The sequence below is a fragment of the Brevundimonas sp. TSRC1-1 genome, from assembly GCF_049898245.1.
In the GTDB taxonomy this organism is placed as follows: Bacteria; Pseudomonadota; Alphaproteobacteria; order Caulobacterales; family Caulobacteraceae; genus Brevundimonas; species Brevundimonas mediterranea_A.
The window spans coordinates 504,999-527,892 of sequence record NZ_JAFCXI010000002.1; the positions used below are offsets into that span (position 1 = coordinate 504,999).

Sequence of the window (22,894 nt, forward strand, 5' to 3'; positions counted from 1 at the left end):
TCATGAGCGAACCCGGCCCCTTCCCGCCCACCGCCCCCCCGCCCCGGCGGGTGGAGCCGGGTCTCTATCTGGTGGCGACGCCGATCGGGAACCTGCGCGACATGACGCTGAGGGCGCTGGACGTCCTGGCCGCTGCCGACCTGGTCCTGGCCGAGGACACCCGCGTCACCGCCAAACTGCTGACCGCATACGGGCTGAAGGCGAAGCTTGAACGCTGCGACGATCACGCCTCGACCCGCGCGGCTGAACTGGCCATCGAACGGCTCAGGAACGGCGAGGTGGTGGCCCTGGTCTCGGACGCGGGCACGCCGCTGGTGTCGGACCCCGGTTTCGTCGTCGCCCGGGCCGTGATCGCCGAGGGGCTGCCGGTCCATCCGATCCCCGGTCCGTCCAGCCTGCTGGCCGCCCTGTGCATCGCCGGCCTGCCCGCCGACCGGGTCCTGTTCGCCGGCTTCCTGCCGCCCAAGACCGCCGGCCGCAAGTCGATGCTGGAAGACCTGAAAAGCCAGCGCCAAACCCTGGTCTTCTTCGAGAGCGGGCCGCGTCTGCGCGACAGTCTGACGGACATGGCCGCCGTCCTGGGACCGCGCCCCGCCGCCGTGGCCCGCGAACTGACGAAGCTGTTCGAGGAATGCGTGCGCGGCCCGCTGGACGAACTGGCCGTCCATCCCAAACTCGACGGTCCCAAGGGCGAGATCGTCGTGGTGGTCGGTCCCGGCGAAGCCGAGGTCGCCTCGGCCGCCGATGCCGATGCGGCCCTGGCCGAGGCCCTGACCCGTCTGGCGCCCGGCGAAGCGGCGTCAGAGGTGTCGCGCGCCCTGGACCTGCCCCGCAAGCCTCTGTACCGCCGGGCTCTGGAGCTCCAGGGCAAGTGAACGCCCGCCTGCCCCGCCCGGCGCCGAAGCGACGCCCCAAGGCGGCGTGGCGTCAGGCCAAGGGCGGCGCCGCCTTCAAGGCCGGCCATGCGGCCGAATGGGTCGCCGCCCTGTGGCTGATGTTCAAGGGCTATCAGGTGCTGGGCTTCCGCCTGAAGACCCGGTCCGGTGAAATCGACCTGCTGGCGCGACGCGGCCGGATTCTGGCCGTGGTCGAGGTCAAACGTCGCACCAGTCTGAACGCCGCGCTCCTGGCGCTGAAGCCGGCCCAGCATGATCGACTGATCGCGGCGGGCGAGGCCGTCCGGCGCAATCGGCCGGCCCTGCAACCTCTTGATTTGAGAATTGATATGGTGGCGCTGGCTCCTGGCCGGTTTCCGCGTCATCTTCGCGGCGTCCAGAGACACGGCCAGAGTTTGGGCGGGGGCTGAAAGGATCGCATGACGCGGGAGAAGGCCGAGGCCATCCTGACGTCGGCCGGAGCGGCTGGCGACGACGGCTTCCCGCTGCTGGAGGCCGCGATCGCCTGCGCCATTCACGACAATCCGTTGCGCGACGCCGAGCCCGTCCGCACCCTGGCCCACGGCGCCTGCGAACGGCTGAAGGAACGGATCGGCGGAGAAGGTCCCGACGACGCCCTGTCCGAGACCATGGCGGCCGACCTGCGGCTGAACGGCGACCTGCTGCACTACGACCATCCCGACAACACCGACATCATCGCGGTCGCCGAGCGTCGGCGCGGCCTGTCGGCGGCGCTTGCGGTCTTCTATCTGCACGCGGCCAGGGCGGCGGGGCTCAAGGCGGCGGGCGTGGATTTCCCGGGCCATTTCTTGGTGCGGGTCGAAACCGGCGAGGGACCGGTGGCCCTGGACCCCTTCAGTCAGGGCCGACTGGTCATGCCCAGCGAACTGACCCGGCGCGCGCTTCGCGCCGGGTTGACGCCGCATGTCGCCGACCGCCTGGACATACTGATGGCGCCGGTGACCGACCGCCAGACCTTGATCCGGCTGCAGAACATGTTGTTCAGCCGCGCCATCCACAGCCGCGACTATGACGCCGCCGAACGCTCGGCCCTGCGCCGCGCCCTGCTGGACCCCGACGATCATCGGCCCTGGCTGGACGTCGCCGCCGCACGCGAGAAACAGGGCGCCCTGACCGGCTCGCTGCAGGCCCTGTCCCGGGCCCACGGCCTGGACGGCGTCGAGGAGGCGCGGCGCAGTTCGACGTTCGAACGCGTGCGGCTGCGGCTGAACTAGACCGCCTCGCCGCGCAGCAGTTTCGGCAGGTCTCCGGTCGCCCCGCCGGCTTCCTGCATGAAGGCCCGACGCAAAGGCCCGATGCGATTGACGGCCGCCATGCCCAGATCGCGCGCGATCCGCACCGGGGCGATGTCGTTGGAGAACAGCCGCACGAAGGCGTCGAACCCCGCCGCCAGGGCCGCCGTGTCGAACCGGCGCCAGCGGGCGTAACGTTCCAACACCGTCTCCGCCCCGATATCTTCGCCCAGACGCGCGGCCTCGGCCAGGACCTCCGCCAGGGCCGCCGCGTCCTTCAAGCCCATGTTCAAGCCCTGGCCGGCCACCGGGTGCACGCCGTGGGCCGCGTCGCCGATCAGGGCGATGCGCGGCGCGACGATCTTCTCGGCCAGGCTGAGCGACAGCGGATAGACGAAACGCGGCCCCTCGACTGTGACATCCTGCAGAAAATCGCCGAACCGCCGCATCAGATGGGACTGGAAGGCCGCGTCGGAGGCGTCGCGCAGGGCCTCGGCCCGGCGTGTGGTCTCGGTCCAGACCAGGCTCGCGCGTTGATCCGTCAGCGGCAGGATGGCGAAGGGGCCGCTGGGCAGGAAATATTCGTGGGCGACATTGCCATGATCGCGGCCCAGCCGCACCGTGGCCACCACCCCGCTCTGGCCGTAGGCCCAGCCGACGGTGTCTATGCCGGCGGCCCGTCGAACCGTCGAACCCCGCCCTTCCGCCCCCACCACCAGAGACGCAATCAGGGTCGCGCCGTCCGCCAGGGTCACGGTCGCCTTGCCGGCGTCGGTTTGGACACTGGCGACGGAGGACGGCGCCCGCACCTCAATCCCCGCCGCCGTCACCGCCTCGGCGAGGGCGACGCGGATGCGGCGGTTCTCGACCATATAGCCCAGCGGCTCGCCGCCCGTGCGGCCGCCGATCTCGTCGGCGTCAAACCGCAGGAAGGCCGGCGAGGCCGACCGGCTGGCCGCGCCCGGCCGACGGCCGTCGGTCACCAGGATATGGTCCATCCGGCAGGCGTGGGGCCGCAGGGACTGGCCCAGGCCCAGGGCGTCCAACATGCGGAAGGTCGAAAAGGCCACGGCCGTCGAACGGCCGTCGAACGTCGGCGCAAGTTGTGCGCTGAACGGCTGCGGATCGACCAGGACCACCTTCAACCCGGCCTGGGCCGCCGCCAGGGCGAACGCCGCCCCGCTCAACCCCGCACCGGCGATGATGATGTCGTAGCGTTCGGTGTCTGCCATGGCAGGCTTGTCGCGCCCGAAGACCGAAACGTCCAGACGGGAAATCGTCGCAACGCCGACAGGCCTTGACCTCGGTCAAGGCTTTCACCCGACGACTGCCCCACGGATAGCGCGGCAGGAGGCCAGGATGAACAGACGACGGATTCTGATCGGCGCCGGCGCAACGCTCGCCCTGGGCGCGGCGGGCGGCGTCGCTTGGCGGACATCCACAGGATCAAGCGGCGACTACGACCGTCTCACGGCCCGGTTTCGCGCCCCCTTGACGGACGCTCCCCCCGTGACTGAACTGGTCCGGTACGCCGCCCTGGCGGCCAGCGGTCACAACACCCAACCCTGGCGCTTTCGCCTCTCCGACGGCGCCGTCGATATCCTGCCCGACCTGACCCGCCGGACGCCGGCGGTCGATCCCGATGACCACCATCTGTTCGTCAGCCTGGGCTGTGCGGCCGAGAATTTGCGCATCGCCGCCGCCGCGACCGGCCGCCCCGGCGAACTGGCTTTGGGCGCTGACGGACGCAGCCTGCGCTACAGCTTCACCTCCGGAGCCGCCCAACCGGATCCCCTGTTCGCCGCCATTCCAGCTCGACGCTCCAGCCGCACCATCTATGACGGCCATCCCATACCGCCGAGCGCGCTGGCCCGACTGCGTCAGGCGACCACGGCGCCCGGCGTCGCCTTTCATCTTCTGACCGACCGGCCCAGCCTGGATCGCGTCCGCGAACTGGTGGTCGCCGGCAACACCGCCCAGATGGCCGATCCCGCCTTCATGGCCGAGTTGAAACATTGGCTGCGCTTCAATCCCCGCGCGGCCCTGCGCCAGGGCGACGGCCTGTTTTCGGCGTCGAGCGGCAGTCCCGTCCTGCCCGATGGCCTGGGCCGGCTCGCTTTCGACCGGTTCTTTACAGCCGCGAGCGAAAACACCCGCTATGAGGCCCAGATCGCCTCGTCCGCCGCCGTGGCCGTCTTCGTGGCGGAACGATCCGATCCCGCCCACTGGATCGCCGTCGGCCGGGCCTGCCAGAGACTGATGCTGGCTGCGACGGGCCTCGGGCTTCGCCACGCCTTCGTCAATCAGCCGGTCGAGGTCGCAGCCCTGCGCCCGGAACTGGCCGCCCTGGTCGGCGAAGGCGACAAACGTCCGAACCTGGTGCTGCGGCTCGGCTTCGGTCCGACCCTGCCTCTGTCCCCGCGTCGCTCCGTCGAGGCGGTGATCCTCTGACGGCTGGGGACGGCTGGTAAACAACCTCTTAACCCTGAAGGTGCGACAAGGGCGGTCGAACGTCAGCCGCCCGGAAGGTCACGCCTTTCATGTCCACCGCCCTCGCCGTCGGCCGTCAGGCCTGGATCAGCGCCCGCATCCTGTGGGGCGCGCCCTTCGTGGTGCGCTTCCGGGGCATGCTTCAGGCCCTGCTGGCGACCCTGCTTCTGGTCGCCCTGATCTCGTGGAACCCTGCGGACTCCAGCCTGAACGCGGCTTCCAGCCTGCCGACCACCAACTGGCTGGGCGCCAATGGCGCTTTGTTCGCCGATCTTTTCATGCAGTCGCTGGGTCTGGCCGCCTGGCCCGCCGCCCTGCTGCTGGTCGCCTTTGGTCTGGCCCGTGCGGTCGGCGACGCCATCCAGCAGCGGCTGAAGCCGACGCCGTTGAAGGCTCTGACCGCGACGGGCGGGGTGCTGCTGCTGTCCGGCGCCCTCGCCGCCCTGGCCGCGCCCGCCGCCTGGCCCCTGGCCGCCGGACTGGGCGGTCTGTGGGGCGACGGCTTCACCGGCCTGACGGCCCAGGGCATAGGCGCCCTGCGCATTCCCGGCGGACGGATCATCGCCGGTCTGGTCTTCCTGATCGGCGGCCTGTGGCTGACCGGTTTCGCCATCGGCCTGCGGGCTATGGATTTCGTGGACGCCCTGCACTGGGGCCGGTCGCTGCGTCGTCCGCCCGCCCCCCCCGCCCCTGCGGTCAAGACGCCCCGCCCCCGCGCCGCGGCCAAGCCCAAAGCCGAACCTCGCGCAGCCGCAAGCCTCGACGATGTCGCGACGGACTCCGGTTCGGCCGACACCCCTCAGACCGCCTATGACGACCTGCCCCCGTGGGAAGACGAACCGGCTCAGGCGGCGCCCCGCCCCTCGGCCGCCCGGCCGATCGAGCCCCGCGTCGCTGCGCCCAAGGCGCCCAAGGCCCGCAAGGACGACACAGACCAGCAGGCCTTCGACTTCGTTCGGCCAGAAGGCGCCTTCGACCTGCCGCCGCTGGGCATACTGACCAAACCGGCCCAGCGCGTCGCCTCGGTGGACGAGCACTCGCTGAAGCAGAACGCCAAGATGCTGGAAGGCGTGCTGCAGGAGTTCGGCGTGCGCGGCGTGATCGACCAGATTCGACCCGGCCCTGTCGTCACACTCTACGAATTGGTGCCCGCCCCCGGCGTGAAACACGGCCGCGTCGTGGCCCTGGCCGACGATATCGCCCGTTCCATGTCCGCGCGCGCCTGCCGCATCTCGGTAGTCCAGGGCCGCAACGCCATCGGCATCGAACTGCCCAACGCCAAACGCGAGACCGTCTATCTGCGCGACCTGCTGTCCAGCGCCGAATATGACAAGAAGGGCCATCTGCTGCCCCTCGCCCTGGGCGAGACCATCGGCGGCGAACCCTATGTCGCCGACCTGGCGCGGATGCCCCACCTGCTGATCGCGGGCACCACCGGCTCGGGCAAGTCGGTGGGGGTCAACGCCATGATCCTGTCGATCCTGTATCGCCACAGCCCGGCCGAGTGCCGCTTCATCATGATCGACCCCAAGATGCTGGAGCTGTCGGTCTATGACGGCATCCCGCACCTGCTGGCGCCGGTCGTCACCGATCCGAAGAAGGCCGTCGTCGCCCTGAAATGGACGGTGCGCGAGATGGAGGACCGGTATCGCCGCATGTCCAAACTGGGCGTGCGCAACATCGCCTCCTACAACGAGCGCGCCCGCGAAGCTCAGGCGAAGGGCGAGCATTTCGAACGCACGGTCCAGACCGGCTTCGACGACCAGGGCCGCCCGGTCTATGAATCCGAGAAGATCCGGCCCGAGCCCCTGCCCTTCCTGGTCGTGGTCATGGACGAGATGGCCGACCTGATGCTGGTCGCCGGCAAGGACGTCGAGGGCGCGGTCCAGCGCCTGGCCCAGATGGCCCGCGCCGCCGGCATTCACCTGATCATGGCGACGCAGCGCCCGTCGGTCGATGTGATCACCGGCACCATCAAGGCCAATTTCCCGACCCGGATTTCTTTCCAGGTCACCTCCAAGATCGACAGCCGCACCATCCTGGGCGAACAGGGCGGCGAACAGCTGCTGGGCCAGGGCGACATGCTCTACATGGCCGGCGGCGGGCGGATCACCCGCCTGCACGGCCCGTTCGTCGACGACAAGGAAGTCGAGGACGTCTGCAAACACCTGAAGGCCCAGGCCGAGCCCGACTATCTGGACCTGATCACCGACGAACCGGACGGCGATGCCGACGGGGCGATGGACGACGGGGGCGGCGGCTCCGGCGACGACCTCTATGACCGCGCCGTGGCCGTGGTGACGCGGGACCGCAAGGCCTCGACCAGCTACGTCCAGCGCCGGCTGCAGATCGGCTACAACCGCGCCGCCTCGCTGATCGAGCGGATGGAGCAGGAAGGCGTGGTCAGCCCGGCCAACCACGCGGGCAAGCGCGATGTCCTGGCCGGTCCGCCGCCGATGGCGTGACGCCGCATCGGAACAGGCGGCGTCCAGGCCCGTTACCCCTCCCGCTGCCGTCGCAAGCTTCAGCATTTCGATGAACAGGACTTCATCGGAGCGCCGGAATATGGTCAGGCTCGCGTCATTCCGACGCCAAGCCGACCGGGCAAGATGGCAGGATCGACAACCGTCCCGAACGGGAGACTGACTTCATGACCGCCCACGCCAAGACCCTCGCCCTCGCCCCCGCCGATTTCCAGCGCCGTCGGCTGCTGATGGGCGCTGGCCTCCTGACCGGCCTTGCAGCGCTTGGCGTCTTCGATGCGGCCCAGGCCCAGTCCAACCTGTCCGCCGAAGACCGCGCCGTGGTGCAGCAGGCTCAAGCCTATCTGCAGGCCCTGACCTCGGCCCAGGGGACCTTCGTCGAGACGGGTCCGGGCGGTCAACGTCGTGAAGGCCGTTTCTATCTGCAGCGTCCGGGCAAGATGAGGTTCGAATACACCAGTCCGGCCGGACTTCTGGTGGTGTCGGACGGCTACAACGTCAAACGCTATGACCCGCGCCTCAACAATTTCCAGCAGGTGCCTCTGGGCCGCACGCCCCTGTCCACCTTCCTGGCGCGCAATGTCCGTCTGGACCAGGGCGTCCGCATCGACCGTGTCACGCGGATGAGCTCCGGCGCCTTCGCGATCACCGCGCGCGATTCCGGTCGTCCCAACGACGGCGCGGTCGTTCTGGCCTTCGCTGGCGATCCGATGCGGCTGCATGAATGGACCATTACGGACGCACAGGGCGCCCGCACCCGCACCCAGCTGACAGCGCTTCAGCCAGCCTCGAACCTGGCTTCCAGCCTGTTTCAGCTCCGGGATCCGACCCGTCGCCCCGGCCGCAACTGAGTCTGGCTTCAAGGATCAACACTATCCGTCCGTTGCCGGATAATCACAGCCAAACATCAAATATGACAATTTGACCTTTTCTTTTTGCCGTGACATTAGAAGCACAGAGCGGCGGCGGCCGTTCTACCGCCTCGGATGCATCCCCCTCCCGGCGGCGAGAGAGACGATCACCTTTTATAAGCCCGGCCCGTAGCGGCCGGGCCTTTTTTATGCGCCGAGGCCTGCTATGGCGGGGCATGACCCTTCGCCTCGCCACCTGGAACATCAACTCCGTCCGCCTGCGCATCGACCAGGTCGCCCGGTTCGTCGCCGAACGCGCGCCCGACGTCCTGCTGTTGCAGGAGATCAAGTGCACGACCGATCAATTTCCGCGCGCCGCCTTTGAGGACATGGGAATGCCCCACCTGCGCGTGGCCGGCCAGAAGGGCTGGCACGGGGTGGCCATCGCCTCGCGCCTGCCGCTGGAGGACAGCGAGACCTTCCAGGTCTGCAAGCTGGGCCATGCGCGCTGCGTCTCCGCCCAGGTCGCCGGAATCGATGTTCAGAACTTCTATATCCCGGCCGGCGGGGACGTCCCTGATCGGACCCTGAACCCCAAGTTCGATCACAAGATGGACTTTTACGAACAGCTGACGGCCATCGTCGCCAGACAGGACAAGGCCCGCCCTCTGGTCATGGCCGGAGATTTCAACATCGCGCCGGGCGAAGGCGATGTCTTCAATCATCGCTACATGTCCAAGATCGTCAGCCACACGCCGATCGAGGTCGAGACCCTGAACCGGCTCCAGGCGACCGGCGGCTTCGCCGACGTGCTGCGGGACCGATTCCCCGAGCCGCAGAAACTGGCCAGCTGGTGGAGCTATCGCGCCGCCGACTTCCGCAAGTCCAACCGCGGCCTCCGCCTGGACCACATCTGGACCTCGCCGGGCCTGACCCCCGCCGTGGTCAAGAACACCGCCCGAATCCACGACGACGTCCGCGAATGGGACCGCCCGTCGGATCACGCCCCTGTCACGGTCGATCTGGACGTCTGAACGCCGCGAGGACGGAGATGACGGACGGCGGCCGCTCGGGGCAGACCATCTCAAGCATCTTACAAGCTTTACCTTATTGAAACACGATCGGTATTTGGCGGTCATGGAGCCGCCCTAAATGGACCGCGCCGCCCGAGGGGGACGGCGCTTTTCATTGGATGATCCATGACCTATTCCGGTTCGCTCGCCCGGCGCGCCCTGCTGTGCGCCGCCACCAGCCTCATCGCCCTGAGCGCAGGTTCGGCGCTGGCCCAATCCAGCTCCACTGCATCGACGCAGGACAAGTCCGAAGGCACGACGCTTCAGGACATCGTGGTGACAGGCGCCCGACGCGCCCAGACGGTGCTTGAACAGGAAAGGGCCGCTGTCGGCGTCGTTGACTCCGTCGCCGTCGGCGACATCAGCCTGAACCCCCAGACCAATATCGCCGACTTGGCCAAGCGGCTGCCCGGCGTCTCGGTCAGCCAGGACCAGGGTCGGAACCAGTCGGCGACGGGCGAGGCCCAGTACGTCGCCATCCGCGGCTTCGACACCAGTTTCAACGCCTATACGCTGGACGGCCTGCGTCTGCCCCAGACGGCGGGTGGTCGTTCCATTTCGCTAAACCTCTTCAGCCCGTTCGCGATCCAGGCGATCGGAATCGACAAGACGCCGAACGCGGCGCTCGACGCCGACGCCATCGCCGGCATCGTCAATCTTGTCACCCCGTCCGCCTTCGACTTCGGCGACCAGATGCTGCGGTTGCGCGCGGTGGGACAGATGGCCGAACTGGCCGAGGATCGCGGCCAAGACGGCCTGGGCGGCGCGATCGGCCTGGACATGTCGCGTCGGTTCGCCGACGGCCGCTTGGGCGTCTATGCCGCAGCCTATTACGAGCAAAAGAGCAGTGCCGCCGAGAGCGTCGCGGTTCAGAACGACTACAAGACCTCAAAGGGCAATGTCGGTTCGGCGCGCGACAATGAAAACGCCTTATCGGCGGATGGTCTGCAGTGGAACTTCTTCAACTCCACCGTCGAACGCTATGGCGCAACAGCGGCTCTGGACTATCGCACCCAGCCCTTAGACCTGTTCGCGCGGGTCAATTATGCGACCTACACCAACACCAATACGATGAATCAGACGGGGCTGCGCAGCGAGCGGACGTCGGGTCAGACCAATCCCAATGCCGTTTCCAATCCGGGGGGCGCCAACTACAACGCCGCCGGCGACTACACGCCCTACGGCATCAACCCGGCCAATTATTTCCGTGTGGAGGACGTCGAGCAGGAACTGCTGTCGGTCCAGACGGGCGGCAAGCTGAGGTTCGGCGGCTTCACCGCCTCACTGGAAGCCGCCTACGCCGACGGTCGACTGGACTCGCCTAACTCGATCGAAGCCGCCTGGCGCGGCGTCGCCTACAATGGCGCGCCCGGCAATACCGGCGTCTCGTCGGAGGGACTGAAGATCGACCTGTCTGACGCACGCTGGCCAATGCCGGTCCTGTCGTCCGGAGCGACCGCCTATGTCGCCAGCCAGGACCGCCCCAGCCAGATCTATGTCCAACGCGGCTACAGCTATCTGTCCGAGGTCAAGAAGACGGTAAAGGGCGATCTGACCTGGACAGGCTCGGGCCTGCTCGCCAGCGCCTCGATCGGCGGACTTTATGAAACGGCGGACCAGGACGGCCGCAGCCTGACGCCGGACGACACCCGCTACAAATTCCGCACCTCCCTTCAGGCCGGCGCTGTGGACGGCCCCTCGATCGGCGCGACGCCCGGCCAACTGATCACCGACTTCATGGGGCACGGCACGGTGCGCCCAGTCAAACTGGTGGATCGTCGCTTCGTGGAGCATGAGCTGGATCTGTACGGCTCGACGGTCACGGTCTCTCAAGAAAAGCTGAACCAAGGCCTGTCGGACAGCCAGGAAGACCGCTCGGCCGCCTTCGCCGTCGCCACGCTGAAGCTGGCCGGCGGCGCCCTGGAGATCACCCCCGGCGTCCGCTACGAGGACAATCACTTCGAAGCCCGTTTCTTCGTCAAGGACGCGGACGGCGCCCGCTTCGCCACGGCTGACCGGGATTACGACCATGTCGATCCCAGCGTCGTCGCCGCCTGGCGTCCCAATGACGCCCTCGTGGTGCGCGCAGCGGCCCGCTCCAGCTACAGCCGCCCCTCGGGCGGCCAGCTGGCGGGACCCACCACCGTCAGCCGCGATCCCGTCACCAACGCCATCATCAGCATCAGCCAGCCGAACCCGGACCTGAAGCCGGTCGAGGGCTGGAGCTATGACCTGGGCCTGGAATGGTACGCCGCCGGTGCCAATCTGCAGCTGGCCGTCTACCACAAGGATCTGGACAATATCGTCGTGCCGACCGCCCTGCGGAACGGGACGAACCCGACCAGCGACGGGGTGATCATGATCAAGCCGTTCAACGGCTTGGGCGGCTCGGCCACCGGCGTCGAACTGGGCGGCCATTACGCGCTTCCGGTTGATGGCTGGCTGGAAGGCGTGTCGTTTGGCGGAAACCTGACCTATCAGCAGACCCGCGCCGAATACCGCCTGTCCTCGACGGTGACTCGCGAGAGCGACCTGCCCCAGGCGCCCGAGCTGATGTACAATCTGGAAGCCGGTTATGAGCATGGGCCGGTGCGCGCCAGCCTCTGGTACAACCACACCGGTCGGCGTCTGGACACGGTTCAGGACAGCCAGCCGGACATCTACATCCAGCCGTCCAAGGAGCTGAACCTGGGCGTGGCCCTCACCCTGGCGCCGGGTCTGGAAGTCGGGGCGGCGGTCCGCAATCTGACTGACGAACCCACCCGTTGGTCGACCGTCGGCGCGGGCGAACGCTATGTCTCGCCCGACCGCAAGGGCGGATATCTGGAAACCGGTCGGGTCTTCCAGGTCAGCGTCAACGCCACCTTCTAAGGCGCGGACGTCGGAACCGAGGCAGACCTGACAGAGGGCGGCGGCGTTCAGCCGCCGCCCTCATACCTTCCGCGACGGCTTCAATAGACAGGGACCGACGGGCTGTGGGTCGTGGCCGTCGGTCTGGTCTTGCGCTTCAGAGCCTTAACCCCGCGCGCCAGTCGTTCCACAGTCTGTTGCAGTTCGCGCTCAGGCAGGGTGTAGGGCAGGCGCAGGCGTTGTTCGAAGGCGCCGTCGATCCCGAAGCGTGGCCCGGCCGCTAACCTCAGCCCTTCGGTCTCGGCCTGGGCCGTCAGGGCGGAGCTGATCGGCGCAGGAAGTCGCACCCAGAGCGACAGCCCCCCTGCAGGACGGGGGCAGGTCCAGTCTGGCAGATGCTGCGCCAGTTGCGCCCGAAGGTGGTCCCGCCGCGCCCGCAACAGGGGCCGTCGCGCCGCGAGGGCCGCTCCACCGTCGGTCAACAGCTCCACGGCGGCCAGCTGTTCGAGGATCGGAACGCCCAGATCGAAACTGGCGCGGCTCTGGGCCAGGCGCTGAATCACGGCGCGGTCGGCGCGGATCCAGCCGATGCGGAGACCGCCCCAGACGCTTTTCGACATGGAACCCAGCCGCACCACACGCGGGGCGTCCACGGCTGAGGCGGTGAGCGCCGGCGGGCCGCTGAGCGTCAGCTCGACCAGGGTCTCGTCCAGCACCAGCAGGGTCTCCGAGCCCTTCAGGCCGGCCATGAGCCGAGCGCGGTCTGGGGCGCGCATCATCCGGCCGGTCGGATTGTTATGGTCCAGCACCAGATAGGCCATCGGCGCGCCGCTGCTCCGACAGGCCGAGACCAGACTGTCCACATCCCAGCCGTCGCCATCGTCGGGCAAGGCGACCGGCGTCGGCCGCCCCCCTGCCGCGAGGATCGCGTCGATCGCCTGAGGATAGGTGGGGTGATCAAACACCACCGGGGCGCCGGGTCGAACGGTCAGGCGCAACAGATGAACCAGCCCGTTGTGGGCGCCGTGGGTGATCAAGATCTGACCCGGCGACGTCGCCAGGCCCCGTCGTCGATAGCCCTGGGCCACGGTCTCGCGGAGTTCCTCGAGGCCCTCCGGCTCATAGCCATGGCCGGGCAGGTTGGCGGGAAGTCGCTCCAGCGCCCGCACATAGGCGGCGTGGACATTGGGGTCGGCGGGAAGGACGGCGGCCGTCAGATCGATCATTCCCGGCTTTGGCGACCCGTCTGGCTGCGGCTGGCGAGGGGCGGGCCCGGCCGGGAGACTGGTGCGCGCCGCCTCCCCCTGTCCGCCGACCAAGAACCCGTCATCCCGGAGTCGTCCATAGGCGGCCGATACGGTCGTACGGCTCAAACCCAGGGCCTGAGCCACTTCGCGCTCGCCGGGCAGGCGGGCGGCGAGCGGCAGACGCCCGTCGAGGATCAGCAGTCGTACCGCTGCGGCGAGCTGCCGGTAGGCTGCGCCCGCCCCCGACGAACGCCAGACGCCGAGATGGCGGACAAGGGGGCCTAGGCCAATGGAGCGAGGGGACATGGAGCCAGAATGCCATAACTGGCCCTTTTTTGCGCGGCCAGTTATGCGCAAACCGTCGAAATGACCCGCCGCCTTCTCCAACTCTTCGCCGGCCTCGTCCTCTACGGCCTGTCCATCGCCCTGATCGTTCGGGCCGATCTGGGGCTGGATCCCTGGGATGTGCTGAATCAGGGGGTGTTCGAGAGGTTCGCCGGCCCGGCAGGAATCAGCTTCGGCCTGGTGGTCAATCTGATCGGTATGGCCGTGCTGCTGCTGTGGATTCCGCTGCGCCAGCGGCCTGGAGCAGGGACTGTGGCCAATGTTCTGGTGATCGGCACAGTCGCGAACTTCGGTCTGGACTGGATCCCGTCTGACCTGGGCCTACCGGTCCGGGCGGGCCTGTTGGGCGCGGGCGTGGTGCTGAACGGCGTCGCCAGCGGGGCCTATATCGGCGCGGGCCTAGGCCCTGGCCCGCGCGACGGCCTGATGACCGGCATCGTCGCCCGCACGGGCTGGCCGGTCAAATGGGTCCGGACCGCGATCGAGCTGAGCGTCATCGCCCTGGGCTGGCTGCTGGGAGGCTTCGTCGGCATGGGCACGGTGCTTTACGCTGTGACCATCGGCCCGCTGGTCCACCTGTTCCTGCCGATTTTCACGATCCACCGCCGAGGCGCGGACGCCTAGGGTTGAAGGCGATAGCCGCCCGCGTCGGTCAGCAGCAGCCGGGCCTGACCGGGCTCGGGCTCGATCTTCTGGCGCAGGCGATAGATGTGGGTTTCCAGCGTGTGGGTGGTGACGCCGGCGTTGTAGCCCCAGACCTCGGTCAGCAGCTCCTCGCGCGACACGGGCTTGGCCCCGGCGCGGTAGAGATATTTCAGGATGTTGGTTTCCTTTTCGGTCAACCGCACCTTCTTGCCCTTGGCGTCCATCAGCACCTTGGCGGCGGGCCGGAACTCATAGGGGCCGATGGAGAAGACGGCGTCTTCCGACTGTTCGTGGCTGCGCAGATGGGCGCGGATGCGGGCCAGAAGCACGGCGAACCGGAAAGGCTTGGTGACATAGTCGTTGGCGCCGGCGTCGAGACCCAGGATGGCGTCGGCGTCGGCGGACTGGGCCGTCAGCATGATGACGGGGGTCGAGACCCCGTCCTTGCGAAGAAGGCGGCAGGCCTCGCGACCGTCCATGTCCGGCAGATCGACGTCCAGCAGGATCAGGTCGGCGCGGATCTCGCGACCCATCCTCACCCCGTCCGAGGCGGTCGCGGCCTGCTGGGTCTTGAACTCCTCGTGGAGGTTCAACTGCTCGGCCAGGGCCTCGCGCAGGTCGTCGTCGTCGTCGATGATCAATATGGTCTTGGGCGTGGGCATGTTCAGACAATGGCGAGGCTTGGCCCCCGCGCCAAGGCTTGGGGGTGCGAATTCACGTCAGGTTACGGCCTAGAGGGCGTTTAAGGACGATTTCGTTCCCCGAACAACGCCGTTCCCACGCGAACATGGGTGGCGCCGCAGCGAATGGCGGTCTCGTAGTCGCCGCTCATCCCCATCGACAGGACCGACAGGCCGTTGCGTTCGGCCATGTCGCGCAGCAGGGCGAAATGCGGTTCGGCCTCCTGATCCGCAGGGGGAATGCACATCAGACCCTCGACCGTCAGGCCGTAGGTCCGGCGCGCCGTCTCGATCAGGGCGGCGGCGGCCTCGGGCAGGACGCCGGCCTTTTGCGGCTCGGCGCCGGTATTGACCTGAACCAGAACGCGCGGCGATCGGCCGCGCTTCTGCGCCGCCTCGGCCAGGGCGCGGGCCAGCTTCTCGCGGTCCAGGGTCTCGATCACGTCGAACAGGACGACGGCGTCCTCGGCCTTGTTCGTCTGCAGGGGGCCGATCAACCGTAACTCCAATCCGTCCAGACCCGACAGCCGTTCGGTCCAGCGCGCCTGCGCCTCCTGCACCCGGTTCTCGCCGAACACCCGCTGACCCGTCTCCAGGATGGCGTCGATCGCCTCATCCGGCTGGGTCTTGGAGACGGCCGTCAGGGTGACGGCGGCGGGATCTCGTCCGGCGGCGTGGCAGGCCGCGTCGATCCGGGCGCGGACGGCGGCGACCCTTTCGGCGATGGACGGGAAGGGCGAAGCGGGGAAAGAAGGGGTCATGATCCTGCCGGCCGGTTACAGCGACGACGCGCGCGCGCTCTGGGATGCGGCGACCGCTCTAAACCGCGCCGCCGCCGCTGTCAGCTCGAGCGTCGCCCGTTTGCCGCCGCTGCTGTTCTTCACCGACCCGGACCGCACGTCCCGCCCGTGGGAGACCGCGGCCCGTCTGCCGGCCGGATCGGGGGTGGTCTATCGCGCCTTCGGAGCGGCCGACGCCATCCAGACGGGCCGTCGGTTGCGGGAGGCGACGCGGGGCGCCGGGGTGAAACTGCTGGTCGGGCGAGACGCTGACCTGGCGGAGACGCTGGAAGCGGACGGGCTGCATCTGCCCGAGCGCGAGGCGAGACAGGCGCGATCGGTTGGCCGGGCTCATCCCGATTGGTTGCTGACCGCCGCCTGGCATGGGGGCCGGCCCATGACCCAAGGTCTCGACGCCCTGGTTCTTTCGCCGGTGTTTCCGGCCGGCGGCGCTTCGGCGGTAAAGCCCGCCATGGGCGTCGCCGAATTCGGACGATGGATTCGGGATGTCGATCTGCCGGTCTATGCCCTGGGCGGGATCGGACCGGATAATGTCGCGTCCTTGACGGGATCGGGGGCCTGCGGCCTGGCCGGGGTGGAGGCGATACAGTCCGCCTTCCGTAGTTGAGCCCGTCTCGACGCTTCGCAGAAGCCGCGCCGTGGGCCTCGATCGCGAATCAGAAGTTGAAGATGGTCTCGAGCCGCACGCGGGGCTGGGTTCGGCCATTGGTCTCAGGCGCCCGGGCCGGATCCGCTTCGCGCGACGCCACAGCGGCGGCGGCGCCGACGCGCAGACGATCGTTCAGACGGTAATAGGCGCCCGCCTCGACATCGCCCCAGTCAGTCTCGCGCCCGACCGGTTGGTTCAGATTGAAATCCAGACCCCACCGACCCTGGTCGTTCAGGCGCAGACCGCGACGCTGTTGCGACGGCGCATTGCGCTGGGCGGCCTGGGCTTCCGACAGGGTGACGCTCGGCGCGCGCGTCGGCGCAGCGTTCTGGGCAAGCGCCGGCGCAGAGACGGCGAGCGCCATCGTCGCAAAAATCACAGCCGAGACATCGCCGAAACGCATTCTGAACCCTTTGAACGCCCTCGAGTGAAGACGTCCTACCCTGAACCGACCTTATATGGTCGTGGACGCCGCGATTAGACACCGGGGGTCCGCCCGGTCAACGCAACGTGGTCTTGATGTCGGGGTTCCGCTGCATTGTTGCAGTGCGATGTGGCTCAAGCGTCACGGGATTTGAGCCAAATGGAGCGTTGCTGTCAGCGACCTGTCACGGAACGGCGCAACTCGTATCGCCGCGGGGCCGCACTTCGCCTTGTCATCGCCCCTTTTGCCCGTGTTATAGAGCCACGCAGCGGCGCGAACTTACGCGCGGCGCCCTGCGCGCGTGTGGGCGAGGGCCTTCACGTCCCTGAGTTTACGGAGACTTCCTTGATGAGCCTCAACAAGGCCCTGGTTCGCGGCGTCGCCATCGCCCTGGTCTCGGGCGTCGCCCTGAGCGCCTGCTCGAGCATCCCCTTCGTCGGCGGCGACAAGAAGACCCCCAAGACGAACGTGCAGCAAGGCATCGGCGTCAACGGCTATCTGTGGCGCGCCTCGCTCGACACCCTCAGCTTCATGCCGCTGCTGACCGCTGATCCCTGGGGCGGCGTGATCAACTACGACTGGTACACCAATCCCCAGACGCCGAACGAGCGCTTCAAGGCGACCGTCTTCATCCTGGACACCCGTCTGCGCGCCGATGCGCTGAACGTCACGGTGACCAAGGAAGTGAAGGGCGCGGACGGTCAATGGACCGCCGCTCCGGTCGCCGCCCAGACCGAGGCGGACCTGGAAAACGCCATTCTGACCAAGGCGCGCCAACTGAACCTGTCTAACGCAGGCTGACTTTCTGGTTGGCGCTGCCGCCCTTCGGGCTAGTTGAGCGCCGATTGGTCTGAGTTCGGTCGTCGTTGAGGCGACGAGAACGCATTTTTCTTGGGCGCTGTCGTCCTTCGGGCTAGTTGAGCACGGAGGGCGGCAGCGCCCTTTTGACTTCAGGACGACCGTGGCCCGTTACGAACCCAAGACCGCCGAACCCCGCCAACAGGCCCGCTGGGCCGAGGCCTCCGCCTTCGTGACGAAGGACACCGGCCGGCCGAAATACTATGTGCTCGAGATGTTCCCCTATCCGTCGGGCAACATCCACATGGGCCACGCCCGCAACTATGTGATGGGCGATGTGGTGGCGCGGTCCAAGCGCGCCCAGGGCTATGACGTCCTGCACCCGATGGGCTGGGACGCCTTCGGCATGCCGGCCGAGAACGCGGCCATGGAACGCGGCATCCACCCCAAGGGCTGGACCTACGACAATATCGCCCAGATGCGCGACCAGCTGAAACTGCTGGGCCTGTCGCTGGACTGGTCGCGCGAGTTCGCGACCTGCGACCCGGAATATTACGGCAAACAGCAGGCCTGGTTCCTGGAGCTGTATCGGCGCGGCCTGGTCTATCGCAAGGACGGGGTGGTCAACTGGGACCCGGTCGACAACACCGTCCTGGCCAATGAGCAGGTGATCGACGGGCGCGGCTGGCGCTCGGGCGCCGTGGTCGAGAAGCGCAAGCTGAACCAGTGGTTCCTGCGCATCACCGACTATGCCGACGACCTGATCGACGGGCTTAAGACCCTGGACCGCTGGCCCGAGAAGGTCCGGCTGATGCAGGAGAACTGGATCGGTCGGTCCAAGGGTCTGCAGATGACCTGGAAATGGGCGGGCGAAGCGCCGGCGGCTTCGCCTGACGGTCTGGAAATCTACACCACCCGCCCGGATACGCTGTATGGCGCGTCCTTCATGGGCATCGCGCCGGACCATCCCATCGCCAAGGCCCTGGCGGAGGCCGACCCGGCCGTCGCTGACTTCGTCGCCAAATGCCGTGCCGGCGGCACGTCCCAAGCCGACATCGACCAGGCCGAGAAGATCGGCTGGGACACGGGCCTGAAGGCCGTCCATCCCTTTACAGGGGCGGAAATCCCCGTCTGGATCGCCAACTTCATCCTGTCGGAATATGGCACGGGCGCCATCTTCGCCTGCCCGGCCCATGACCAGCGCGACCTGGACTTCGCCCGCAAATACGGCCTGCCGGTGATCCCCGTGGTCCGCCCCGAGGGCGCCGGCGACGACTTCGCCGTGGGCGACGAGGCCTATACGGGCCCGGGCTCCATCTTCCATTCCGACTTCCTGGACGGCCTGGACATCGAGGCCGCCAAGGCCGAGGCGGTCCGCCGTATCGAGGCGGCCGGCACGGGCAAGGGCGCGACCATCTATCGCCTGCGTGACTGGGGCGTGTCGCGCCAGCGGTATTGGGGTTGCCCGATCCCGATCATCCACTGCCCGTCCTGCGGGCCGGTGGAGGTTCCCGCCGATCAGTTGCCGGTCGTCCTGCCCGACGACGTGACCTTCGACGTGCCCGGCAATCCGCTGGACCGCCATCCCAGCTGGAAACACGTTCAATGCCCGTCCTGCGGCCAGGACGCGACGCGCGAGACCGACACGCTCGACACCTTCGTCGACTCCAGCTGGTATTTCGCCCGCTTCACCGACCCGACGGCGGCCGAGCCGATCAACACCGAGGCGGCGAACCGCTGGCTGCCTGTGGATCAGTATATCGGCGGGGTCGAGCACGCGGTGCTGCACCTGCTGTACGCCCGCTTCATCACCCGCGCCCTGTCCGACGCCGGCATGCTGTCGGTGAAGGAGCCCTTCGCTGGCCTGTTCACGCAAGGCATGGTGGTCCACGAGACCTATCGTCGTGAGAACGGCCAGTGGGTCGAGCCGACCGACGTCGAGCTGACCAATGCTGACGGCGTCCGCTCCGCCCGCCAGCTGTCGACCGGCGAGACCCTGGTCATCGGCGACATCGAGAAGATGTCCAAGTCCAAGAAGAACGTCGTCGCGCCTCAGGAGATTCTGGAGAGCCACGGCGTGGACGCCGGTCGCCTGTTCGTCCTGTCCGACAGCCCGCCCGAGCGGGACGTGCAATGGACCCCCGGCGGGGTGGAGGGCGCCAGCCGGTTCGTGCAGCGGACCTGGACCCTGTTTGACGCCTATGACGCCGGCTTCGCCGGCGAGGACAAGGCCAACGCCGAACTGCTGCGCGAGACGCACAAGGCGATCAAGGCGGTGTCCGAGGGCGTGGAGGGCTTCCGCTTCAACTCGGCCATCGCCAAGCTGTACGCCTTCGTCGCCACCGTCCGCGACAGCGCCCAGGCGGGCGGCGACGCCAAGCGTCAAGCCCTGTCGGCCCTGGCGCGCCTGATCGCTCCCTTCACCCCGCACCTGGCCGAAGAATGCTGGACCCAGCTGGGCGAAGACGGGATGGTTCTGGACGCGCCGTGGCCTGTGTGGGACGCTGCGCTGGCGGCCGACGACGAGGTGGTTCTGCCCATCCAGATCAACGGCAAGCGTCGCGCGGAAATCCGCGTGCCGCGCGGCATGGAGCCCGCCGAGGTCGAGGCCATGGTTCTGGCCGACGAGACCGTGCAGGCACGGCTGGAGGGTCTGAGCGTGAAGAAGATCGTCGTGGTCAAGGACCGGATCGTCAATCTGGTGGCCGGCTGATGCGGGGCGCGGCAGCTTTTGCGGCTCTGACTGTGCTGGGGGCGTCCCTGGTGGTCTCGGCCTGCGGCTTCACCCCGATCTACGCCGAGCCGGCCATGGGGTCGTCCCTGCGCCGGATCGCCGTATCCACTCAGGATGACCGTCTGGGCTATCGTCTGCGCGAACAGCTGGAAGACGCCCTGGCCTGGGATCAGTCGGCCACGCCCCTGTATCGCCTGACGACACAGGTCGAACAGAGCCGCCGCTCGCTGGGCCGTCGGATCGACGATACGGCCACCCGCTACGAACTGACGGTCAAGGCCGCCTGGACCTTGACGCCGGCGGCAGGCGGAACGCCCGTCACCGGCGTGGAGACCGTCACCACCACCTATGCGACCGCCGACCAGCCCTATGCCGCCATCGCCGCCCAGCAGGACGGCGAGGAGCGCGCCGCGGCGGAACTGGCCCGCCTGATCCGACTGGACCTCATGCAGGCGCTGTCGAACCGGTGATCCTCGCCAAACGCCCAGAGATCGATCGCTTTCTGAAGGCTCCCGATCCGGCTGTCCGGGCGGCCGTCATCCACGGCAAGGACCGGTCGGGCGTCGCCGAACGGGCGGAGATCCTGTGCCGCGCGATCACGCCGGACCTGAATGATCCGTTCAACGTCACGGTCCTGACCGACAGCGACATCGACAGCGACGAAAGCAAGCTGGAGGAGGCCCTGACGGCCATGTCCCTGATGGGCGGGCGTCGTCTGGTGCGGATCCGTCTGTCGGCGCTGAAGCCCGGGGTGGACAAGGCGGTCGCCGCCGCCGTGAAGATCCATGCCGAGGGCGGCTATAACCCCGACGCCATGCTGGTGGTCGAGGCCGACCAGCTGGGCCGGGAATCCGCCCTGCGCAAGACCGCCGAGAAGGAGGCCGGGGCCGTCGGCATCGTCTGCTACGAGGACGAGACCGGCGACATCGCCCGCATGACCCGCGAGGCCCTGGCCGCCGACAAGGTGGGGCTGACGGCGGACGCCTTGGACCGGTTTGTCGGCCGACTGCCGCGCGAGCGGGGCCTGATGCGCCAGGAGATCGAGCGCCTGGCCCTGTTCATCGGCCCCGGCTCGGGCCGGACCATCGATGTCGAGGAGTTGGAACAGCATCTGGGAGTCGAGCCTGACGCCTCCCTGTCCGACGCGGCGCTTCAGGCCTTCGGCGCCCGGCCCGGACCTGCGCAGTCGGGTTTGAGACGGGCCTTCGCCGAAGGCGAATCCTCGGTGCTGGCGGTGCGGTCCGCCGCCCTACATCTGGGACGGCTGCGCCGGATCAATATCCTGCAAGCCAATGGAGCGGGGGCCAAGGAGGCGGCCAAGGCGGCTGGGGTCTTCTGGAAGCAGGAGGCGGAAATGCTGCGCCAGGCCCGGGCTTGGCGGCTGGAGGCGCTGGACGAGGTGCTGGACAGCATCAACACCGCCGACGTCGCCACCAAGACGACCGGAATGCCGGATCAATTGATCGCCGAACGCCTGCTGCTGGAAATCGCCGGCCGCGCGCGAAGGCTCGGTCTTTAACGTCCCTCCTCCCACGAAACGGGAGGAAACGAAGCCTCAGCCCCGCTTCGAAGCCTTTCGGAAGGCCGGTTGGGCCATGGCGACATTCCGCGCCGAGACGCTCTTTTCCTCAGCCTTGGCGCCGACCTGGGCGTTAAAGCCATGACCCGCCTTGGCCTTCTTGGCGGCCAGGGCCTGTTTCAGTTTGTCGGCGGCGGAGGGGGCGGTTTCGTCGGTCATGGATTGATCCTAACACGTCCTCGGCGATGAGTCTGGCGTCTCAGGCGCGCATCAGCCGCCGGCAAAGGTCGTCCAACTGTTCCAGCGAGCCGTAGCGGATCGTCAGTTCACCCTTGCCGCTGCGGTCGTTCAGCTGGACATTCAGGCCCAGAGCGTCGGCCAGATCCTGTTGCAGGGCGGCGACATCGGCCGCCCCCTCCCCGCCCTCGGCCGGCTTGGGCTTGACCGGCTTGGGGCCTTCCGCCGCGCGCCGCGCCAGGGCCTCGACCTGACGCACGTTCAGCCCTTCATTGTAGGCCTGTTCAGCCAGGGCGGCGGCGTGGGGCGCGGTGATCAGGGCGCGGGCGTGACCGGCGGTCAGCTTGCCGTTTCGGACGTACCAGAGCACTTCCTCCGGCAACTGCAGCAGCCGCAGGGTGTTGGCGATGTGACTGCGGCTCTTGCCGACGATGCCCGCCACCTGGTCCTGGGTGCGTCCGAACCGTTCCATCAGCACCCGATAGGCGTCGGCCTCTTCCAGCGGATTCAGGTCGGCGCGCTGGACGTTTTCGATTATTGCGACTTCGAACACCTCGACGTCGTCCATCTCGTGGACGACGATCGGCACCTCGGTCAGCCGAGCGGCCTGGGACGCACGCCAGCGGCGCTCACCGGCGATGATCTGCCAGACCCCGTCCTCGCCGGGCTGCGACCGGACCAGAATGGGTTGCAGCACGCCCTTGTCGCGGATCGAGGCCGTCAGCTCTTCCAGATGTTCCTGGGTGAAGATCTTCCGCGGTTGATCAGGATTGGGCTTCAGGCTCTCGATCGGCACGCGTTGAACGCCCGAAGGCAGGGTCGCGCCCGCCGCCGTCGGCGCTTCGACAGCCTCGCCCATCAGGGCCGAAAGACCCCGTCCAAGACCTCTTTGTCGTTCAGCCAAGATACTGTTCCGTTTC

General features: G+C 67.9%; 21 protein-coding genes. 14 read left to right on the forward strand and 7 right to left on the reverse strand.

The annotated features are described in order from the left end of the window. Positions 1-2 precede the first annotated feature (2 nt). The 3 genes from rsmI to ACP7CK_RS08440 are packed head-to-tail and all read left to right on the forward strand — an operon-like array spanning position 3 to position 2,131. Entirely contained in the window at positions 3-875 is an 873-nt protein-coding gene (rsmI, locus tag ACP7CK_RS08430; RefSeq protein ID WP_008261545.1) for a 16S rRNA (cytidine(1402)-2'-O)-methyltransferase, read from the forward strand. Continuing rightward, entirely contained in the window at positions 872-1,306 is a 435-nt protein-coding gene (locus ACP7CK_RS08435; protein ID WP_426025719.1) for a YraN family protein, read from the forward strand. Before rsmI ends, ACP7CK_RS08435 begins: the two co-directional genes overlap by 4 nt. Positions 1,307-1,315: 9 nt before the next feature. Further along, on the forward strand, positions 1,316-2,131 hold the full coding sequence (locus ACP7CK_RS08440) for a transglutaminase family protein (protein WP_426025720.1): 816 nt from the start codon (positions 1,316-1,318) through the stop codon (positions 2,129-2,131). Here the strand turns inward: ACP7CK_RS08440 and ACP7CK_RS08445 are convergent. Then, positions 2,128-3,381: a UbiH/UbiF/VisC/COQ6 family ubiquinone biosynthesis hydroxylase gene (locus ACP7CK_RS08445; protein WP_426025721.1), complete on the reverse strand. Its 1,254-nt coding sequence runs from the start codon at positions 3,379-3,381 to the stop codon at positions 2,128-2,130. The two genes, ACP7CK_RS08440 and ACP7CK_RS08445, sit on opposite strands and share 4 nt — an antisense overlap. 127 nt (positions 3,382-3,508) lie before the next feature. On the opposite strand from ACP7CK_RS08445, the gene ACP7CK_RS08450 reads away from it, so the two are divergent. From ACP7CK_RS08450 to ACP7CK_RS08470, 5 genes are all read left to right on the forward strand, one after another. Then, on the forward strand, positions 3,509-4,600 hold the full coding sequence (locus tag ACP7CK_RS08450) for an Acg family FMN-binding oxidoreductase (protein WP_035310813.1): 1,092 nt from the start codon (positions 3,509-3,511) through the stop codon (positions 4,598-4,600). 89 nt (positions 4,601-4,689) lie between these two features. Beyond that, complete coding sequence (locus tag ACP7CK_RS08455) at positions 4,690-7,104, forward strand: DNA translocase FtsK (protein ID WP_426025722.1); 2,415 nt, start codon at positions 4,690-4,692, stop codon at positions 7,102-7,104. A 185-nt stretch (positions 7,105-7,289) separates the two neighbouring features. Then, a complete protein-coding gene (locus tag ACP7CK_RS08460) occupies positions 7,290-7,973 on the forward strand; it encodes a LolA family protein (protein ID WP_426025723.1) in 684 nt (227 codons plus the stop codon). 236 nt (positions 7,974-8,209) lie between these two features. Further along, complete coding sequence (locus ACP7CK_RS08465; RefSeq protein ID WP_426025724.1) at positions 8,210-9,007, forward strand: exodeoxyribonuclease III; 798 nt, start codon at positions 8,210-8,212, stop codon at positions 9,005-9,007. A 165-nt stretch (positions 9,008-9,172) separates the two neighbouring features. Further along, positions 9,173-11,917 (forward strand): TonB-dependent receptor, encoded by a 2,745-nt coding sequence (locus tag ACP7CK_RS08470; protein WP_426025725.1) that lies wholly within the window; start codon positions 9,173-9,175, stop codon positions 11,915-11,917. A gap of 80 nt (positions 11,918-11,997) precedes the next feature. On the opposite strand, the gene ACP7CK_RS08475 is transcribed toward ACP7CK_RS08470, so the two are convergent. Beyond that, positions 11,998-13,449 (reverse strand): PLP-dependent aminotransferase family protein, encoded by a 1,452-nt coding sequence (locus ACP7CK_RS08475; RefSeq protein ID WP_426025726.1) that lies wholly within the window; start codon positions 13,447-13,449, stop codon positions 11,998-12,000. 60 nt (positions 13,450-13,509) lie between these two features. On the opposite strand from ACP7CK_RS08475, the gene ACP7CK_RS08480 reads away from it, so the two are divergent. Beyond that, positions 13,510-14,112: a YczE/YyaS/YitT family protein gene (locus ACP7CK_RS08480; protein WP_426025727.1), complete on the forward strand. Its 603-nt coding sequence runs from the start codon at positions 13,510-13,512 to the stop codon at positions 14,110-14,112. Here ACP7CK_RS08480 and ACP7CK_RS08485 read toward each other — a convergent pair. After that, a complete protein-coding gene (locus ACP7CK_RS08485; RefSeq protein WP_154726437.1) occupies positions 14,109-14,795 on the reverse strand; it encodes a response regulator transcription factor in 687 nt (228 codons plus the stop codon). The two genes, ACP7CK_RS08480 and ACP7CK_RS08485, sit on opposite strands and share 4 nt — an antisense overlap. Before the next feature lie 80 nt (positions 14,796-14,875). After that, entirely contained in the window at positions 14,876-15,574 is a 699-nt protein-coding gene (locus tag ACP7CK_RS08490; protein WP_426025728.1) for a YggS family pyridoxal phosphate-dependent enzyme, read from the reverse strand. Between ACP7CK_RS08490 and ACP7CK_RS08495 the strand changes: the two genes are divergently transcribed. Further along, positions 15,573-16,220: a thiamine phosphate synthase gene (locus ACP7CK_RS08495; protein ID WP_426025729.1), complete on the forward strand. Its 648-nt coding sequence runs from the start codon at positions 15,573-15,575 to the stop codon at positions 16,218-16,220. The two genes, ACP7CK_RS08490 and ACP7CK_RS08495, sit on opposite strands and share 2 nt — an antisense overlap. Before the next feature lie 49 nt (positions 16,221-16,269). On the opposite strand, the gene ACP7CK_RS08500 is transcribed toward ACP7CK_RS08495, so the two are convergent. Beyond that, a complete protein-coding gene (locus tag ACP7CK_RS08500; RefSeq protein WP_008262093.1) occupies positions 16,270-16,665 on the reverse strand; it encodes an NtrZ family periplasmic regulatory protein in 396 nt (131 codons plus the stop codon). Positions 16,666-17,034: 369 nt separating this feature from the next. Between ACP7CK_RS08500 and ACP7CK_RS08505 the strand changes: the two genes are divergently transcribed. The 4 genes from ACP7CK_RS08505 (at position 17,035) to holA (ending at position 21,737) form a co-directional block, all read left to right on the forward strand. Beyond that, the gene (locus tag ACP7CK_RS08505) at positions 17,035-17,487 is read left to right on the forward strand and encodes a DUF3576 domain-containing protein (protein ID WP_008259790.1); all 453 of its coding nucleotides are present in this window, start codon (positions 17,035-17,037) and stop codon (positions 17,485-17,487) included. Positions 17,488-17,647: 160 nt separating this feature from the next. Continuing rightward, the gene (gene leuS, locus ACP7CK_RS08510) at positions 17,648-20,197 is read left to right on the forward strand and encodes a leucine--tRNA ligase (protein ID WP_426025730.1); all 2,550 of its coding nucleotides are present in this window, start codon (positions 17,648-17,650) and stop codon (positions 20,195-20,197) included. Next, on the forward strand, positions 20,197-20,688 hold the full coding sequence (lptE, locus tag ACP7CK_RS08515) for an LPS assembly lipoprotein LptE (protein WP_426025731.1): 492 nt from the start codon (positions 20,197-20,199) through the stop codon (positions 20,686-20,688). Before leuS ends, lptE begins: the two co-directional genes overlap by 1 nt. Then, positions 20,685-21,737, forward strand: coding sequence for a DNA polymerase III subunit delta (gene holA, locus ACP7CK_RS08520; protein WP_426025732.1), 1,053 nt, complete (start codon positions 20,685-20,687; stop codon positions 21,735-21,737). The genes lptE and holA overlap by 4 nt, the downstream gene beginning before the upstream one ends. A 36-nt stretch (positions 21,738-21,773) precedes the next feature. Here the strand turns inward: holA and ACP7CK_RS08525 are convergent, their stop codons facing one another. Then, the gene (locus ACP7CK_RS08525) at positions 21,774-21,956 is read right to left on the reverse strand and encodes a hypothetical protein (RefSeq protein ID WP_035308321.1); all 183 of its coding nucleotides are present in this window, start codon (positions 21,954-21,956) and stop codon (positions 21,774-21,776) included. A gap of 40 nt (positions 21,957-21,996) precedes the next feature. Beyond that, complete coding sequence (locus tag ACP7CK_RS08530) at positions 21,997-22,878, reverse strand: ParB/RepB/Spo0J family partition protein (RefSeq protein WP_198004257.1); 882 nt, start codon at positions 22,876-22,878, stop codon at positions 21,997-21,999. Positions 22,879-22,894: the final 16 nt, after the last annotated feature.

Bases quoted from the DNA above. Each gene is read 5' to 3' on its own strand.
- rsmI (WP_008261545.1), top strand. From the start codon at position 3: ATGAGCGAACCCGGCCCCTTCCCGCCCACCGCCCCCCCGCCCCGGCGG.
- ACP7CK_RS08440 (WP_426025720.1), top strand. From the start codon at position 1,316: ATGACGCGGGAGAAGGCCGAGGCCATCCTGACGTCGGCCGGAGCGGCT.
- ACP7CK_RS08445 (WP_426025721.1), bottom strand. From the start codon at position 3,381: ATGGCAGACACCGAACGCTACGACATCATCATCGCCGGTGCGGGGTTG.
- ACP7CK_RS08450 (WP_035310813.1), top strand. From the start codon at position 3,509: ATGAACAGACGACGGATTCTGATCGGCGCCGGCGCAACGCTCGCCCTG.
- ACP7CK_RS08455 (WP_426025722.1), top strand. From the start codon at position 4,690: ATGTCCACCGCCCTCGCCGTCGGCCGTCAGGCCTGGATCAGCGCCCGC.
- ACP7CK_RS08460 (WP_426025723.1), top strand. From the start codon at position 7,290: ATGACCGCCCACGCCAAGACCCTCGCCCTCGCCCCCGCCGATTTCCAG.
- ACP7CK_RS08465 (WP_426025724.1), top strand. From the start codon at position 8,210: ATGACCCTTCGCCTCGCCACCTGGAACATCAACTCCGTCCGCCTGCGC.
- ACP7CK_RS08470 (WP_426025725.1), top strand. From the start codon at position 9,173: ATGACCTATTCCGGTTCGCTCGCCCGGCGCGCCCTGCTGTGCGCCGCC.
- ACP7CK_RS08475 (WP_426025726.1), bottom strand. From the start codon at position 13,449: ATGTCCCCTCGCTCCATTGGCCTAGGCCCCCTTGTCCGCCATCTCGGC.
- ACP7CK_RS08480 (WP_426025727.1), top strand. From the start codon at position 13,510: ATGACCCGCCGCCTTCTCCAACTCTTCGCCGGCCTCGTCCTCTACGGC.
- ACP7CK_RS08485 (WP_154726437.1), bottom strand. From the start codon at position 14,795: ATGCCCACGCCCAAGACCATATTGATCATCGACGACGACGACGACCTG.
- ACP7CK_RS08495 (WP_426025729.1), top strand. From the start codon at position 15,573: ATGATCCTGCCGGCCGGTTACAGCGACGACGCGCGCGCGCTCTGGGAT.
- ACP7CK_RS08490 (WP_426025728.1), bottom strand. From the start codon at position 15,574: ATGACCCCTTCTTTCCCCGCTTCGCCCTTCCCGTCCATCGCCGAAAGG.
- ACP7CK_RS08500 (WP_008262093.1), bottom strand. From the start codon at position 16,665: ATGCGTTTCGGCGATGTCTCGGCTGTGATTTTTGCGACGATGGCGCTC.
- ACP7CK_RS08505 (WP_008259790.1), top strand. From the start codon at position 17,035: ATGAGCCTCAACAAGGCCCTGGTTCGCGGCGTCGCCATCGCCCTGGTC.
- lptE (WP_426025731.1), top strand. From the start codon at position 20,197: ATGCGGGGCGCGGCAGCTTTTGCGGCTCTGACTGTGCTGGGGGCGTCC.
- ACP7CK_RS08525 (WP_035308321.1), bottom strand. From the start codon at position 21,956: ATGACCGACGAAACCGCCCCCTCCGCCGCCGACAAACTGAAACAGGCC.